Origin of the sequence: Brucella oryzae (assembly GCF_041929965.1) — a bacterium.
GTDB lineage: Bacteria > Pseudomonadota > Alphaproteobacteria > Rhizobiales > Rhizobiaceae > Brucella > Brucella oryzae.
Window position 1 is genome coordinate 195624 of sequence record NZ_JBHEEO010000006.1, and the last position, 15635, is coordinate 211258.

Consider the following 15635-nt stretch of genomic DNA (forward strand, 5'->3'; position numbering starts at 1 on the left):
TAGGATTCGTAAGGGCCATTCTTCAAGAATGGCGCATTATGCGCCTTTCGGAGGCGCACGGGCAGAGCCAAAATGTCTCTGCAAAACTGTAAGCTTTTGGAAATCCTGTGCCGCGTTGGCTGTTTTCGACTTTGGAAAAACAACAGCTGCCGCCGTAACGGGCAGCGCTGCTCCGGTGCCATCAAGATAAACCGTTTTGATCTTTGCTGCGATAGCTTCGATCAAAATCGCCCGCATGGGCTGGGGTGACGGAGTGGACTGCTGGCGAACAGGTGTTGCTCGGCTGCTTTCGACCTGTCTTGCCGCGATGCCGCCAGAGTGGGCGCGAGCAACATCTTGGTCGGAGGTCGAAAAATCTACGGCAAACAGAAAGGCAGTGAACGACAGAACGCACGTAACGAACAGCATGAAACCATGCCGCTTGTGCTGTTCCGTGTTTTTCATGCCCTTCATCAAATCGCCAAGACTTTCTTTAGAGTCTATCTGTGGAGTTGAGTCAGCTTTTCACACTCACTGCGAATCCTCATTAATCATTTGTGTTCGCACGAACAAGGAAATACTGGCATTAAGGCCCGTCTTATACGTTATGGATCCGCTTCCCGAGTATTATGAAATCTTGTAAGGAGCTGCGCCTTGCATCCGTTTTAGGGCGCTTTATGTTGAAACCATGTCTCATTTAACGGCAGAATTGAATTGGCATATTCATCGACGTTTCGTGTTCTTGCATTTTCTCTTCTGATCAGCTGCCTTTTACCGGGCGGCATTGTGTCTGGCATTGCGCAGGACAACAAACAAACGACACCGCCGGCGGCACAAATGGCGCCGTCCACAGTGGCGCAAAACGACTTAGCTCAGCAAGAGCCCGCTGCCCCCGGTCAGCAACAAGCTCCGGTGCCCGTTTCCGGTGTCGTTCAACAGCAAAAGCCGATTATCAACGATCTAAAGCAGCAAACGAAGCGGATAAGCGACCAGCTTCCGAAAGCGGCTTCAAATGATGAAACACTGGCCAACCTCAAGCTTCAGCTCGATTCGCTTTCGAAGAAGCTTCTGGAAGCAGGCGTATCATTTCGTCCGCGTCTCGGTGAAATCAATACGCGGCTGGAACAGCTGGGCCCAGCACCTTCAGGCGACCAGCCGCCGGAACCAGCAATTGTCAGCGAAGAACGCGCTCGTCTGACCGCTGAGAAAGCAGAAATAAATGCCGTCGTGGGCGAGACCGAAGATACATCGCTTTCCGTCAATCAGATGTCCGCGAAGATCGGTGACATGCGCCGCGATCTTTTTGCAAGAACACTTTCTCAGCGTGTAAACATCGACACCACGCTCGGCACGGAGGTCGCATCAGCTGCCAGTAATCAGATGGTTTCGCTCTGGCGCATTGTTCAGTCCTGGTGGCGTTTTGTAAGCACGTTTAAGCTCAAGTCGTTTCTTGCCGCCGCCTTCTTCGCTTTTGCGGCTGCGCTGATTATCCAGTTGGGTGCAAGACGTCTTCTCGGAACGCTCTATCAGCGCGATCCAACGGTGGAGTCCCCATCCTATCTAAGTCGTCTTTCGGTAGCGTTCTGGTCTACGGTGATACCGTCGGCAGCTGTTGGCGTTTTTCTGGCGACAACTTATTTTTTCATGAACTATTTCAATGTCTTGAGAACAGACATTGCAACCTTGTTCCAATCGCTGTTTTTGGTGCTCGGGCTTGTCTTTTTCATTCATAGACTGGCGTCCGCGTGTATCAGTTCGGATATGCCACAGTGGCGACTGGTTCCGATTGCACCGCGCCCGGGACGCGTATTGGGCTGGCTGATAACAGGTACCGCGTTGACCAGTGGTCTCGATTCCTTCTTCGGAAAGGTCAATCAGATTTTATCGTCGCCACTGTCGCTGACTATGGCCAAAAGCTTGCTCGCCACGGTGATGGTGGGCGTTCTCATTCTTGCGATTGCATTTCTAAAGCCGGTTGAACGTGAAAAGGATGGTGCCATCCGGTCATGGTCGCGTGCATTCAGAACATTCTTGATCATACTGGGTCTTCTGCCCGTTCTGGCTGCAGTTTTCGGCTATATTGGTTTGGCACGTTTCATATCGCAGCAAATTGTCGTCACAGGTGCATTCCTCGTTACCATGTATATGGGCTTCCTGACGGCGCGCGCGATTTCCGAGGAGCAGGCTTTCGCATCCAGCCAGATTGGCAAGGCAATGCGGGACCGTTTTCATTTCGACGACGCAACTCTTGACCAACTGGGTCTTGTGGCAGGGATTCTGATCAATCTCGTCGTCGCGTTAATCGGTATTCCACTTGTTCTAATGCAGCTTGGCTTCCAGTGGGCTGAACTAAAAAGCACTTTCTATCAGCTGATGACCGGCTTCCAGATCGGCAATATTTCGATCTCGCTCATGGGACTGCTGACCGGTGTGCTGCTGTTCGTGATTGGCTATTTGCTGACACGCTGGTTCCAGAACTGGCTCGACAATAGCGTCATGGCGCGTGGTCGTGTCGATTCCGGCGTGCGCAATTCGATCCGCACGGTCATAGGCTATGTGGGGCTTTGTCTTGCCGCCTTGGTGGGTATATCAGCGGCCGGGTTCAATATGTCGAACCTCGCCCTTATTGCCGGTGGTCTGTCTCTCGGTATCGGTTTTGGTCTCCAGAATATTGTCCAGAATTTTGTTTCCGGCCTTATTCTCCTTGCCGAACGTCCGTTCAAGGTTGGTGACTGGGTTGAAGCTGGCACAGTCAGCGGTATCGTCAAGAAGATCAGCGTACGCGCGACGGAAGTGGAAACCTTCCAGAAGCAGTCTATCATCGTGCCGAATTCAACGCTTATCAACGGTAATGTCGGCAACTGGACGCATCGCAACAAGCTCGGGCGCATCGATATCAATGTGCAGGCCTCCTATACGGAGGAGCCGCGGCGGGTTCACGCGCTGCTTCTCGAAATCGTTCGTGGTCATCCGTCGATCTTGAAGAATCCGGAGCCATTTGTCGCGTTTCAAAGCATGAATGATTCACTGATGATTTTTGATATCTACGCCTATGTGGCCGACGTCACATCGACGGGTGGTATCAAAAATGAGTTACGATTCCAGATTGTCGAGCGCTTCCACGAGGAAGGGTTGCATCTGTCTTCGACCAGGACCGATCTGATGCTCAGCGTGCCTGAAATTGAAAAGCTCTCCGGCTTGATGCAGAAGGAAAAGGAGCTTTCTCCCGGTGCCAAGAAGAAAAAGGCGAACGTGGAAAAGCCGGAAATTAAAGAGGATGAAGACGATCGGGCTTGATGAACATTTCGTTCAGTTGCAGTTCAGTTTTGTCCGCTTATAAAGAGGATGACAGAGGGCAATAGGCTCACGCAACATCGGACATATCGCGGCGGGAGCGATGGAAAGGTCGGGACGGTATGAACAGAAATCAGGTCAACAGCTTGGGTAAGCTTGTTTTCGGTGTAGTAGTCGGTTTTTCAGCCTCAGTTGGCGGCGCTCTTGCTGCTCAGATTTCCAACAATGATAGCGGACCTCAGACGATTGTGGTCACGGAAGGTGCTTCCAAGCGCGAAATGATCGTCGCGCCTGGTGAAACTGTCGAATTCTGCGCCTCGGGCTGTTTCGTAACCTTTCCAAATGGAGATCGCGAAGCCCTGACTGGCGACGAAACAATTACGCTTAGCGGGGGCAAGGCTACGTTGAAATAGGCTTTCCATTTCAGGAGGCCAAAAAAGCCGAGGTATTGCCTCGGCTTTTTAATGACGTTTCCTAACTGCGAGGCTTCAGGTTTTCCGGGTCGTAGAGAGGCTTGTATCCGATGGATAGCACCTCAACCGGATAAGTCTCGCCGAAATATTCTACGTTCAGTTTACAACCTTCCTGACAGTAAGCCCACGGTAGATAAGCGAGAGCGATGTTCTTGCCGATTGTTGGACCATATGCGACTGAGGTTGTAAAAGATCGGCGGCCAAGCTCGTCTATGAGTGTTTCTCCGGTTTGTGGATCCAGTACGGGCATGATACCGACCGGATAGCGAGCGACGCCCTTCGAATCGACATTATCGGTCATGACCAGTGTGCAGAGCATGGCGGGCTGATGTTCGCGGGCGCGATATTCGACATGCTTTGCCTTGCCGCGGAAATCGGCTTCCTTGACCTTCGGACGCGCCAGGTCGGCTTCGATGAGATTATACTCCGTCAGCAGATCAGCATTCTGAAGCCGCAGACTCTTTTCCATGCGACGGGTATTGGCATAGGTTTCGACACCAACAGCAATCGTGCCAGTGGAGCGCAGCGCATCCCATACGGCGAGGCCGTCTTCATAGCGCATGTGCAATTCCCAACCCTGTTCGCCGACATAGGAAATACGGAAAGCGGTCACGTCCTTGCCCGCAATCCTGATTGGCTTGATCGCAGCAAAGGGGAAGTTCTCGGCATCAAGCCCTCCCGGGTTCTCGACAACCTTCTTGAGGTTTTCGCGGGCATTCGGCCCCCATATGCCAATAGTGACATATTTCTCCGTCACATCAGTGATGGTGACGTCAAAACCCTTATCTTCAGCCACGCGGCGCATATAATGGAAATCGCGCGGGCCTGCATCAGCGCCATTGATCATGCGGATGCAGTCAGCCATGCGGATTGCCGTAAAGTCTGCGCGCACCATACCTTCGTCGTCGAGGAAGTGGGTATAGATACCCTTGCCGATATTGGCATCGCCGCCAATCTTGGCCGCGCAAAGCCATTCCATCAGCTCGACATGATCAGGCCCTTCTATATCGTACATGGCAAAATGCGAGAGATTGATGATGCCGCAATTTTCGGTCAGCTCGAGATGTTCGGCATTGGAAACACGCCAGAAATGGCGATTGTCCCATTCATTTTCACGCACCGGAACGCGGTCGCCGTATTTTTCCAGCAGATGCTCATTGGCGGCATAGCCATGTGCGCGCTCCCAGCCGCCGAGTTCCATGAAATAGCCGCCAAGCTCCACTTCACGCTCATAGAAGGGCGAACGGCGGATATTGCGTCCCTTGGAGAAGGGCTCACGAGGATGCACTGCCGGGTTATAAACCTTCATTGCCGTTTCGGTGCAGCGATCCCAGATGAACTGCTCGGTCATCTGGTGGGGATAGAAACGGGAATAGTCGATGGCGTGATGGTCGATGGATGTGCGCCCATCGGTCATCCAGTCGGCGATGAGCTTGCCCATGCCGGGACCATCCTTGACCCAGATTGCGACTGCGTACCAGAGACCGCGCACCTTCTGGCTTTCGCCCATGGAAGGGCCGCCATCGGTGGTGACTTGCAGGAAGCCGTTGAAGGAATGGCTTTCATTATAGCCAAGCTCGCCGAGGATCGGGGTCAGTTCGATGGCGCGTTCGAGCGGTTCCAGAACCTGTTCCATATCGAGGTCGCGCTGGGATGGTGAAAGCCGCGCTTCGTGCTTTTCCAGAAGATCGCGCGGGTGGCAGAGGCGCGGATTGGTCTCTTCGTAATAGCCCCATTCGATCTGGCCGCCTTCGGCGGTCTTCGGGTCGCCCGTGTCGCGCATATAGGCGGAATTGCCCTGATCGCGCATGAGCGGCCAGCCGATTTCCTTGCCGGTGCCTTCGAATTCATTATAGGGACCGAAGAATGTCAGCGGATGGTCAATCGGCATGACAGGCAGGTCTTCACCGACCATCTCGGCAATCAAGCGCCCCCAGAGGCCAGCGCAGACCACGACATAATCCGCTTCTATGGTGCCGCGATGGGTGACGACGCCCTTGATGCGGCCGTTTTCGACCAGCAGCGACTGGGCTGGCGTATTGGCAAAGCTTTGCAATTTGCCAGCCGCTTCCGCCTGATCGATCAGCTTGCCGGCGACCGTCTGCGAACGCGGGATGACCAGACCGGCATCCGGGTCCCATAGGCCGCCCTGAACCATGCTTTCTTCGATGAGCGGAAATTTTTCCTTGATCTCTGCCGGTTCCATCAGGCGGGCACGGGTGCCGAACGCTTTGCCCGATGCGATCTTGCGCTTGATTTCATTCATGCGGGCATCGTCACCGACACGCGCCACCTCGATACCGCCGACGCGGGCGTAATGGCCCATCTTTTCATAGAAATCGATAGAATAGAGTGTGGTCCAGCACGACAGAAAGTCATGACTTGTCGCATAGCAGAAATCTGATGCATGCGCGGTCGAGCCGATATCGGTCGGAATTCCGGATTTATCGATGCCGACGATATCGTCCCAGCCGCGTTCAATCAGATGATGTGCGACCGAAGCGCCGACGATGCCGCCGAGCCCGACAATCACGACTTTCGCCTTTTTAGGAAACTCTGCCATTTTATGCGACCCTAGTTAGTATTTGACAAAACCATAATCGTTGGTCGGTCGCGACATTTGCCTTTATACGACATATTCGCCGTCTGACACGACTGCGTCCATCGCCGGCCACAATCACGGTTTTTCGCAATCGAGCTGTTCTGCGAGCGATATGGCGGAACGTATCGCACCTGATTTTAAACTGATTCCGAAAGACGCGTTACGGTTCTGATTTTCTTATTCTTTTACACGCGGGCCAGGCACGCTTCATGCAGCGGATCTTTGTGTTCGCAAACTGATTCAGCCTATGCTGCGATGAGCATTTTGCGATCGGCGCGTTCCTGCTGCGGTGAGCGCCCGTAGAGTTCACGGTAGCATTTGGAAAAATGCGACGCGGAAACGAAGCCGCAGGCAACGGCGACTTCGACTACAGGCATGGACGACTGCAAAAGCAGGTGGCGTGCGCGGTCGAGGCGGATTTCCAGATAATAGCGGGCCGGAGAGCGTCCCATTTCCTGCCGGAACAGGCGTTCGACCTGACGGCGCGACAGGCCGATCGTATGGGCGACATTGATCAGTGCCTGCGGCTCTGAAAGATTGGCTTCCATCATTTCGATGATGGTTAGGACCTTGGAGTTCTGGATGCCGAGGCGTGCGCGCAGTGGTAGACGCTGCCTGTCCTGCGGGCTGCGAACACGGTCGGTCAGCGCCTGTTCACAGATCTTGTTGACCAGATTGGCGTCGAAATCATCCCCGATCAACTTCAGCATCATATCGAGAGAGGCTGTTCCGCCGGCACAGGTGTAAAGGTTGCCATCGACCTCAAAGAGATCGGCATAGACCTCGGCCTTCGGGAATGCCTCAGAGAAACCCGGAAGATTTTCCCAGTGAATTGCGCAGCGTTTTCCAGACAAAAGCCCGGCTGCGGCTAGTATATGGGCCCCCGTGCACAACCCTCCAACTGCCACGCCGCGATTATATTCTTCGCGCAGCCATGCGAATACGGATTTGTTTCTAAATTCCTCTACGTAAACGCCGGAACAGACGAATACCATCGAGGGGCGTTGTTCGCGCTGTAGAAAACGTCGCTCGTCTTCCAGCGATGCATTGACTGCACATTCCACACCATTGGATGCGGTCACCGGCTTTCCGTCTACCGATGTCAATCGCCATCGATAGGCGTCATAACCCAGCATCCGATTTGCGATGCGCAATGGCTCGATGGCCGTTGCGAACGCAATCATCGAAAAGTTTGGAACAAGGAAAAAGACAATAGACCGCTTAACCGATGAAGCCTGGATCATGCCCGATCGTTCCCATTCTCGAAGGCCCTGGCCGCGGTTCCCGACGCAGCTGAACCTTGTGTCTCCGTCACGACTCCGGGTCGTTTTGGCCCGGTGTTTCCCGGTCGTTTTCAGGCCGGTGATCTTGCGGCGTCAACCCGGATTCGTCGGGGGAAGGTGATGGCGCAAACAAGATAGTGTTCTATTGAGACACAGAACGGGTAGGTTGCAAAGTGCGGCTAAATGCCTGCCGCGAAAAGGTATTTTAATGTCGGGAAATTGAGGGCGGATCGCATGATCGCCCTCAATCGACGTCAGTTCTTGCGTTTAAATTCTGTCGTATTTCTGTGAATGTCCGGCAGGTGATCATCCACGTTCGGCCAGCCTATATCGTGCAATATGTGCTCAGGCAGTGCTTCGAGTACACGACGGCTACGCCTCACGCGACGTCCGTAAGACCAGATTTTCACCTGCTTCTGCACTTTGGCGTAAAATTCCAGCAACCATGATGGTGCGTTCGCAACGGGTTGTGTTGTCGATGTGAACCGCACGATTGCTGCCCGGCCGTTGGGAGCGGATTGGCACTGAACGGTCATTTTTCTCTCTCCTCATTCAGAAAGTATCGGTTGATACGCTCGCTGCAGCTCTGCTTGTTCGTGTCTTGAATGTGCATTCGACTTGACGTTCAATCAAACGAAATATAGAAAGGCTTAAGATCAGAAAATTTGAACAGCGTACTGAAAACGGAGTCCGTAATGACAGCGCCCGTTCAACATCCCCTTCCAATGCTCGATATCGATGTGCTGCGTACATTCGTGGCGATTGCCGATACGGGAAGTTTTTCCTCTGCGGCGAATGCGGTGTTCCGCACGCCGTCTGCGGTTTCGATGCAGATCAAGAAGCTGGAAGAACAGATTGGTGTCGCAGTTTTCGATCGGGATGCCCGCTCGGTCACGCTGACGAGCGATGGCGAGATTCTGCTCGGATATGCACGTCGTCTTCTGGCTCTCAATCGTGAAGCGGTCTCGAAGTTTGTCGCGCCAACGGTGACTGGCGTAGTCAGATTGGGTTCGCCGGATGATATCGGTGAATGTGTGCTGCCGCTGGTGTTGAAGCGTTTTGCTGAAAGCCATCCCGGCGTAACGGTCGATGTGGTGATCGACCAGAGCAGCAACCTGCGCAAGCGGCTCGACGAACGTCGGCTGGATGTGACGCTGATCAATGTATCTCATACGATATTGAACAAAGGTGATGTGGAAGTTCTGCTGGACGAGGAGCTGGTTTGGGCTGGTGCCAAGTGCGGCACGGCTTATCGCCGGGAGCCTCTGCCGCTCTCTATTTGGGAAGAGGGGTGCGCCTGGCGCGGCAGTGCGCTGGAAGCGCTTGAAAGCAGTGGCCGTCCTTACCGCATTGCCTATATGAGTTCGCATTCAACAGGACAACGGGCTGCGATCATGGCCGATCTCGCGATTGCACCGTTCGGTAAAACCCTGTTGAGTGACGGGATTGTTGCCCTGGGGCCGGAGCATGGTCTGCCTGCTCTGGGTCGTTATCAGCTTGGCATGGTTGTGAAGCCCGAAGCCGGACCGCATATTCAGGTTGTTGCCGACCATCTGCGGAATGTTTTCGAAGGCTACCGCCGTTCCGGTCGCTTCGAGACGTTTCGCTCCTGCTGACGGTTGATCACAGTTTATTGGGATAGGAACTAATACATTCTCTTGCCAGTAAAAAACGCCGCGCTAGATTTCCTTTGTGACAGCCGAGTGAATCGGCTTCACCACCAGATGCCGGGCAGGGGCTTCGTGTGTGGCGGGAGGCATAACTGGTTCGAATAGACTTGGAACTCTATGCATCTGCTCCTTCAAAAGAGCAGAAAAGCGCATTCCATTGGAGAGACCGTCATGAAGCTGACCCGACTTGTCCCTGTTGCTATCGTTCTTTGCGCATTTACGCTTGCGTCCTGTGCAAATACTGTTCGCGGCGTTGGTCGCGACGTGAAGGGCACCGCCCATGCGGTTCAGGAAACAGTAGAGTAAAGAGAACGACTGGCCCGGGTTTCCCGGGCCTTTTCTTTATGGAACCAGAAAATAGCTGACTGTTATGTGCTTGTCTGGTCGGGTTTTGTATTGAATATCAGTGGTGGCGATGCCTTTTGGGGGCACGGCTATGTTTGCATTTTGCAACAGCGCTGCAATGCGGTCATTCGGTACAGCACCACCAAACCACATGACGAGTACGGGTGGTGTCAAATGGGCTCCGGCGTCCGGCGTTTCAGGATGCACCACACGCAAGGACGAGTCAAACAATCTGAAATTGCCCGGTATCTGGGCATTATCCGTCAGGATCGTCTTGAACGGGCCTTTGGCCTGCACTTCTTCGTAAAGGTGCCGGTAGTCGAGTTGTCCATAGGGCGGCGAACTGGAACCGTAGGTCAGATAATAGCTCAGGACCGGCGGAACGATTAGTGCAACGACCGCGCTGACGACGGCATAGTCGATCAACGCCCTGTTTCCGATCCGATAACGCCCCATAAAGCTGGCAATCAGTGCCGGAGTGAGAAACAGGACCGGCTGCAGCCAACGATCTTTTACGTTATTCGCACCAGTAGCAACAACTCCGACTAGAACGATAACCAGTCCCATAAGAATCAGGAGGCGTATGAACTTCTCGCCGACAGTGAGTGGAGTGGAGGGTGCCGTTCTTTTCTTCCAGTGAATGAGCGCGATAATGCCCGCGATTGCCAGTGCAAGGATGGAGAATAAAAATGCCGCTTCGACGAGGCTCTCGACACCCATCAGCCGGTCGAAGAGAACGTTACCCGAGGCGCCGATTTCAAATTTGTTCGCACGCGCTAAGACGCTGGATTTGTGCGCTAGCATCCAGAATGCTGTTGGTCCGAAGCAGATCGCAAATGCCAGGACTGTGACGATGCTCAGTTTGGAGAGCAGTATCCTGCGGTACTCGGGAATCAAAAGCCCCGTCACAATCAACATGATCAGGAAGAATGATGCGTTAAACTTTCCAAGGAGTGCGGCAGCCATGGCGACGCCAAGTGCGGCGGCAGAGCCTGTATGGCGCGCGCGCATATGCCAGGCAAAGGCGAGAAAGGCCCAGCCGCAACCCGCTGTCCCCGCAACCGAATGCGTCAGTGCGCGTTGCGATTCCCATCCGATTTGCGGAATCAGGAACAGTCCGAGCATGCTGGCCGAGGCAACAATACGCGAGAAGCCGAGCAGTCTCATGGCACCGTAAACGCTCAGGAAAAGGCTTGCGAGAATGCTGAACTTGACGATCTGGAGCGTGAGCATTGATGTGCCTAATACTGACGCTACCAGATTGGTAATCCATGTATAAAGAGGGGGTTGCGATCCGCCATACCCCCAGTCCAGATAACCGATATTGGCGAGTTGTTCGGCGTCATCGAGGCCGGCGCCGTTGGAAACGACGGTGACAAGAATAGTCTGGAACGCGAAATAGCACAGCACGAAAACTACAGCCAAAGGCAGGCCGAAAAGCCTCCTGTCGGCAGTGGAAACAGCGGTGGCTGATCGTTGTGCGGTCAAACTCATTGCCCTGATTTAAAAATTACCTGCATAGCAGGCTATATTAGAAGCGCTTTGCATTTCACAGGATTATGTCCAGATTTCAATCGGACAGCTCTGAAAGCTCTGTAACAAAGGCGTGTAATTGTGCAATTTTGCAGGATGAAGAGCAACGGGCCAGATTCAGGCAACTATTCGTAGGCCTAAATGGCAAAAACCGCGCTGCCAGAGGTGCACGGTTTTGCCAATTACGCATGGCATCTCCGCCGAACAATACACTGGCGGGATATACTGAGCTCCGGTACGCAGTACCAGATCCGGAGCGTCGAGCTGGGGTAAACCCGTCTCGTGCTCCTTTCTAGCCCAACATCGTTACCGTACGGTTATCAGAGACTTAAGCAAATCTAAACAATGCAAATTTTTTGCATTGGCAATTGTTTATTTTGCCCCGGATTTGGCGCGCAGGTAGTTGATGATGCCTGAAAAATCTTCGCCGCCATGACCTTCACCGTCAAAAAGACTATAAAGTTCCTGTGCATGTGCACCAAGCGGTGTTTCCGCGCCAGCGCTTTGGGCAGCCTCCTGTGAAAGTTTGAGGTCCTTCAGCATCAAAGCTGCCGCAAAGCCGGGTTTATAGTCGCGGTTTGCCGGGGATGTCGGAACAGGACCCGGGACCGGGCAATAGGTCGTCAGCGACCAGCATTGTCCCGATGATGTTGACGCCACATCGAAGAGTGCCTGATGGGACAGGCCCAGTTTTTCAGCCAGGACGAAGGCCTCGCTGACGCCGATCATCGATATGCCGAGAATCATATTGTTGCATATTTTTGCGGCTTGCCCTGCACCGTCGCCACCACAATGAACGATCTTTCCAGCCATCGGTTGCAGGATCGGCTCTCCGCGTTTGAACGCCTCGTCGCTGCCGCCAGCCATGAAAGTCAGCGTACCCGCCGAAGCGCCACCGGTGCCGCCGGAAACAGGCGCATCAATGGAAAGGTGTCCGTGGCTTGCGGCCAACTCATGTGCCTTGCGTGCCGAATCCACATCGATTGTGGAGCAGTCGATGAAAAGTGAGTCTTTTCGGGCTTTGGGCGCAATATCTTCATAGACGGAGAGAACGTGCTTTCCGGCTGGCAGCATGGTGATGACCACGTCGACGTCAGCGACTGCATCCTGCGCGCTCGAAGCTATCGAGAGGCCATTGGCCTTCGCCTCATCAAGATGTTGCGGCAAGAGGTCGAAGCCGCGGACGGTGTGACCGGCTTTCACGAGGTTGGCGGCCATCGGACCGCCCATATTGCCAAGGCCGATAAATGCTATTGTGGCCATAATGAATTCCTCCCTTGGCGGTTGTTAACTGGAAGTGCGTACATCTTATCCGAACGCCGTTTCACACTTTTCGGGATGCACTTTAAAATCAACGTCCGATCATCTGGCGCGCAATGATGACACGCATAATCTCGTTTGTACCCTCAAGAATCTGGTGCACGCGCAGATCGCGAACAAGCTTTTCGATCCCGTATTCATGCAGATATCCGTAGCCGCCGAAAAGCTGCAGTGCTTCGTTCGCCACATTGAAACCCGTATCGGTGACGAAGCGCTTGGCCATGGCGGACCATTTGCCCGCATCATGCGTTTTGCGGTCAAGCTTGCTGGCAGCAGTGTAAAGAAGCAGGCGTGACGCCGAGAGTTCGGTTTCCATGTCCGCCAGGCGGAATTGCAGTGCTTGAAAACGGTCAATAGTCTGGCCGAAGGCCTTGCGCTGACTGCAATAATCCAGTGACTTGTCGAGTGCTGATTGTGCGCCGCCGAGCGAGCAGGCGGCAATATTGAGCCGGCCGCCGTCAAGCCCTGCCATCGCTATGCGAAAGCCGGTGCCTTCTTCACCGAGAAGGTTTTCAACTGGAACGCGACAATTGTCGAAAACAACGGTTCTTGTCGGTTGTGCATTCCAGCCCATCTTGAATTCATTTGCGCCAAAAGAGAGGCCGGGTGCATCTTTTGGCACAACGATGGTGGAAATCCCCTTGGGACCGTCCTCGCCGGTACGCACCATAGTCACATAGACATCTGTGGCGCCTGCACCGGAAATGAACTGCTTGGAGCCGTTGAGAATATAATAGTCACCATCGCGTGTAGCGCGTGTTCTAAGCGCAGCCGCATCCGAACCTGATCCGGGCTCGGTCAGGCAGTAGCTGGCAAGCGATTCCATCGATGTAAGCTTCGGCAGCAAGCGTTGGCGCTGTTCGTTGTTGCCGAAAGTGTCGATCATCCATGCGGCCATGTTATGGATAGAGACAAAGGCCGAAAATGCGGGGCACGCGGTCGCCAGCGCTTCAAAAATAAGCACTGCATCCAGCCGCTTGAGTGCTGAGCCACCGACATCTTCATGTACATAGATGCCACCCATGCCGAGCGGACCGGTCTCTTGTAGTACATCGACCGGGAAATGTTTGTCACGATCCCATTGCAATGCATATGGGGCAATGCGATCACTGGCGAAGGCTCGCGCCATATCCTGAATGGCAAGCTGATCTTCATTCAGTTCGAACTGGTTCTGGTCGGCAGCATCCATGGTTTCCTCCCTGTAGCACCGCAGCTCTTCCCCCGGACTAGATCATAACGGTGGAGGGCTGCCAACGCTCCATTGGAATAATGTTGCTCACATTTGTAATAAACTGATGCGCATTTTTGCATAGACGTTCGTCGCGTGCGGTCCCGTTGCCAGCGAGTTCAGTTTAAGCTAGGCAGCAGTTTATGGCACGCGCAATCATGTTTCAGGGAACGGGTTCGGACGTCGGCAAAAGTGTTCTTGTTGCCGGATTATGCCGCGTCGCACGTAACCGTGGTCTCAATGTTCGCCCTTTCAAACCCCAAAACATGTCTAACAACGCGGCGGTTAGCGACGATGGCGGTGAAATCGGCAGAGCTCAGTGGTTGCAGGCACTGGCTTGTGGTGTACCGTCGTCTGTTCATATGAACCCGGTGCTTCTCAAGCCGCAGACTGACATGGGTAGTCAGGTCGTCGTACAGGGGCAGGTGCGGGGCGAAGCGCGTGGGCGCTATTATCAGGAGTTGAAACCGCAGCTCATGGCGGCTGTCATGGAATCCTTTGCCAGGATCAGCCAAGGCGCGGACCTTGTGCTTGTGGAAGGGGCGGGGTCGTCAGCTGAAATCAACCTGCGGGCTGGCGATATCGCCAATATGGGATTTGCCACGCAGGCCGATGTCCCGGTCGTTCTCGTTGGCGATATAGACAGGGGCGGCGTTATCGCTTCTCTCGTCGGCACGCACACTATTCTTTCCCAACAGGACCGCGCCATGGTTCGCGGATTTCTGATCAACAAGTTCCGGGGCGATATCTCGCTTTTTGATGACGGGCTGGCTGCCATTACCCAGTTTACCGGCTGGCGTTCTTTCGGCGTGGTTCCGTGGCTGAAAGCAGTATCGCGACTGCCAGCCGAGGATTCGGTTGTTCTTGAGCGTGCAGTACGCGGAAAAAAGAAGTCACTCGTGGTTGCGGTGCCTATGTTGCCGCGCATCGCCAATTTCGATGATCTTGATCCGCTAAAAACTGAATCGGATGTAGAAGTAGTCATGGTGCCGCCTGGATCGAGTATTCCCGGCGATGCGGGCCTTGTCATTCTGCCGGGAACAAAGTCTACGATAGCCGATATGCAGGCGGTTCGTGACAATGGCTGGGATCTGGAATTGTTTGCCCATGTGAAACGGGGCGGTTATGTGCTTGGTATCTGCGGTGGGTTCCAGATGCTTGGTCGCCACATCAGCGACCCGACCGGTATCGAGGGCCATGTGCGCGATATCGATGGGTTGGCGCTTCTCGATGTTGAAACGTTGATGGAACCTGAAAAAGTTGTCCGCAATGTGCAGGCGACCTCGATTCTCCATAATGTGCCGCTGGACGGATATGAAATTCATATCGGGCGCACGATCGGACAGGATATGGTGAGGCCATTTGCCCGTATTGGCGAGCATGATGATGGAGCGGTATCTCCAGATGGGCGGATCATGGGGACTTATCTTCATGGTGTTTTTAGTGCTGACGAGTTCCGTCGGAGATTTTTGCAGGGGCTTGGTGTGAGCGGTAGCCAGATGAGTTATCGTGCCAGTGTCGAGGCCGCGCTGGATGAACTGTCCGAGGAGCTGGAAGCCTGTCTCGATATCGATGCATTGTTTAATTTGAAATGAGGTAGTCAATCATCGGTCGCGATTGACGCCGATGGGGCGAAAGCCTAGTGTCAAAACCATGCAACAGGTCTTTGCCGGGACGAATCCCGGCGATACCAAAAAGGGAATGCGACGGACGGACCCAATCCGGGCGTCTTTATCGCAGCCGACCCCGCGACTGTAGAGCGGAGAGGGATGAAGCAAGCCGGGCAACCGGTAACCACTGGAAGCATTAAAGGCTTCTGGGAAGGTAGCTTCAATCCCCGCGACCCGTGAGCCAGGAGACCTGCCTGTTGCGTGAAGGCATAGAGCCTGAACCCCATGGGAGGTTTTT

12 protein-coding genes and 1 riboswitch are annotated in these 15635 nt (G+C 54.0%); of the genes, 5 read left to right on the forward strand and 7 right to left on the reverse strand.

Annotated features, from left to right (window positions below):
• Window positions 1-36 precede the first annotated feature (36 nt).
• The gene (locus JNC70_RS08540) at window positions 37-453 is read right to left on the reverse strand and encodes a hypothetical protein (protein WP_104755886.1); all 417 of its coding nucleotides are present in this window, start codon (window positions 451-453) and stop codon (window positions 37-39) included.
• 240 nt (window positions 454-693) lie between these two features.
• Here JNC70_RS08540 and JNC70_RS08545 point away from each other — a divergent pair, with 240 nt between their 5' ends.
• Both JNC70_RS08545 and JNC70_RS08550 read left to right on the forward strand, forming a co-directional pair.
• The gene (locus tag JNC70_RS08545) at window positions 694-3276 is read left to right on the forward strand and encodes a mechanosensitive ion channel family protein (protein WP_104755885.1); all 2583 of its coding nucleotides are present in this window, start codon (window positions 694-696) and stop codon (window positions 3274-3276) included.
• A 119-nt stretch (window positions 3277-3395) separates the two neighbouring features.
• A complete protein-coding gene (locus JNC70_RS08550; RefSeq protein ID WP_104755884.1) occupies window positions 3396-3686 on the forward strand; it encodes a hypothetical protein in 291 nt (96 codons plus the stop codon).
• 61 nt (window positions 3687-3747) lie between these two features.
• On the opposite strand, the gene JNC70_RS08555 is transcribed toward JNC70_RS08550, so the two are convergent.
• The 3 genes from JNC70_RS08555 to JNC70_RS08565 all read right to left on the reverse strand — a co-directional run bounded on the left by JNC70_RS08555 (window position 3748) and on the right by JNC70_RS08565 (window position 8167).
• A complete protein-coding gene (locus JNC70_RS08555; RefSeq protein ID WP_104755883.1) occupies window positions 3748-6309 on the reverse strand; it encodes a GcvT family protein in 2562 nt (853 codons plus the stop codon).
• Window positions 6310-6593: 284 nt separating this feature from the next.
• Window positions 6594-7592 carry a GlxA family transcriptional regulator gene (locus tag JNC70_RS08560; protein WP_104755882.1) on the reverse strand — a complete coding sequence of 333 codons (999 nt, stop codon included), beginning with the start codon at window positions 7590-7592 and terminating at the stop codon, window positions 6594-6596.
• A 293-nt stretch (window positions 7593-7885) separates the two neighbouring features.
• On the reverse strand, window positions 7886-8167 hold the full coding sequence (locus tag JNC70_RS08565; protein ID WP_104755881.1) for a DUF1127 domain-containing protein: 282 nt from the start codon (window positions 8165-8167) through the stop codon (window positions 7886-7888).
• A 159-nt stretch (window positions 8168-8326) separates the two neighbouring features.
• On the opposite strand from JNC70_RS08565, the gene JNC70_RS08570 reads away from it, so the two are divergent.
• Together JNC70_RS08570 and JNC70_RS08575 are read left to right on the forward strand one after the other, a co-directional pair.
• A complete protein-coding gene (locus JNC70_RS08570; RefSeq protein ID WP_104755880.1) occupies window positions 8327-9247 on the forward strand; it encodes a LysR family transcriptional regulator in 921 nt (306 codons plus the stop codon).
• A gap of 225 nt (window positions 9248-9472) precedes the next feature.
• Window positions 9473-9607 carry an entericidin A/B family lipoprotein gene (locus JNC70_RS08575; RefSeq protein ID WP_012091850.1) on the forward strand — a complete coding sequence of 45 codons (135 nt, stop codon included), beginning with the start codon at window positions 9473-9475 and terminating at the stop codon, window positions 9605-9607.
• A gap of 36 nt (window positions 9608-9643) precedes the next feature.
• Here JNC70_RS08575 and JNC70_RS08580 read toward each other — a convergent pair whose 3' ends face one another.
• From JNC70_RS08580 to JNC70_RS08590, 3 genes are all read right to left on the reverse strand, one after another.
• A complete protein-coding gene (locus JNC70_RS08580) occupies window positions 9644-11140 on the reverse strand; it encodes a glycosyltransferase family 39 protein (RefSeq protein ID WP_104755879.1) in 1497 nt (498 codons plus the stop codon).
• A gap of 411 nt (window positions 11141-11551) precedes the next feature.
• Complete coding sequence (gene mmsB / locus JNC70_RS08585; RefSeq protein WP_104755878.1) at window positions 11552-12442, reverse strand: 3-hydroxyisobutyrate dehydrogenase; 891 nt, start codon at window positions 12440-12442, stop codon at window positions 11552-11554.
• Between the two features lie 88 nt (window positions 12443-12530).
• On the reverse strand, window positions 12531-13688 hold the full coding sequence (locus JNC70_RS08590; RefSeq protein WP_104755877.1) for an isobutyryl-CoA dehydrogenase: 1158 nt from the start codon (window positions 13686-13688) through the stop codon (window positions 12531-12533).
• 182 nt (window positions 13689-13870) lie between these two features.
• Here JNC70_RS08590 and JNC70_RS08595 point away from each other — a divergent pair, with 182 nt between their 5' ends.
• Complete coding sequence (locus JNC70_RS08595; RefSeq protein ID WP_104755876.1) at window positions 13871-15322, forward strand: cobyric acid synthase; 1452 nt, start codon at window positions 13871-13873, stop codon at window positions 15320-15322.
• A gap of 48 nt (window positions 15323-15370) precedes the next feature.
• Window positions 15371-15609, forward strand: a riboswitch (cobalamin riboswitch).
• Window positions 15610-15635: the final 26 nt, after the last annotated feature.

Bases quoted from the DNA above. Each gene is read 5' to 3' on its own strand.
- JNC70_RS08550 (WP_104755884.1), top strand. From the start codon at position 3,396: ATGAACAGAAATCAGGTCAACAGCTTGGGTAAGCTTGTTTTCGGTGTA.
- JNC70_RS08540 (WP_104755886.1), bottom strand. From the start codon at position 453: ATGAAGGGCATGAAAAACACGGAACAGCACAAGCGGCATGGTTTCATG.
- JNC70_RS08570 (WP_104755880.1), top strand. From the start codon at position 8,327: ATGACAGCGCCCGTTCAACATCCCCTTCCAATGCTCGATATCGATGTG.
- JNC70_RS08565 (WP_104755881.1), bottom strand. From the start codon at position 8,167: ATGACCGTTCAGTGCCAATCCGCTCCCAACGGCCGGGCAGCAATCGTG.
- JNC70_RS08575 (WP_012091850.1), top strand. From the start codon at position 9,473: ATGAAGCTGACCCGACTTGTCCCTGTTGCTATCGTTCTTTGCGCATTT.
- JNC70_RS08580 (WP_104755879.1), bottom strand. From the start codon at position 11,140: ATGAGTTTGACCGCACAACGATCAGCCACCGCTGTTTCCACTGCCGAC.
- JNC70_RS08590 (WP_104755877.1), bottom strand. From the start codon at position 13,688: ATGGATGCTGCCGACCAGAACCAGTTCGAACTGAATGAAGATCAGCTT.
- JNC70_RS08560 (WP_104755882.1), bottom strand. From the start codon at position 7,592: ATGATCCAGGCTTCATCGGTTAAGCGGTCTATTGTCTTTTTCCTTGTT.
- JNC70_RS08555 (WP_104755883.1), bottom strand. From the start codon at position 6,309: ATGGCAGAGTTTCCTAAAAAGGCGAAAGTCGTGATTGTCGGGCTCGGC.
- JNC70_RS08595 (WP_104755876.1), top strand. From the start codon at position 13,871: ATGGCACGCGCAATCATGTTTCAGGGAACGGGTTCGGACGTCGGCAAA.
- mmsB (WP_104755878.1), bottom strand. From the start codon at position 12,442: ATGGCCACAATAGCATTTATCGGCCTTGGCAATATGGGCGGTCCGATG.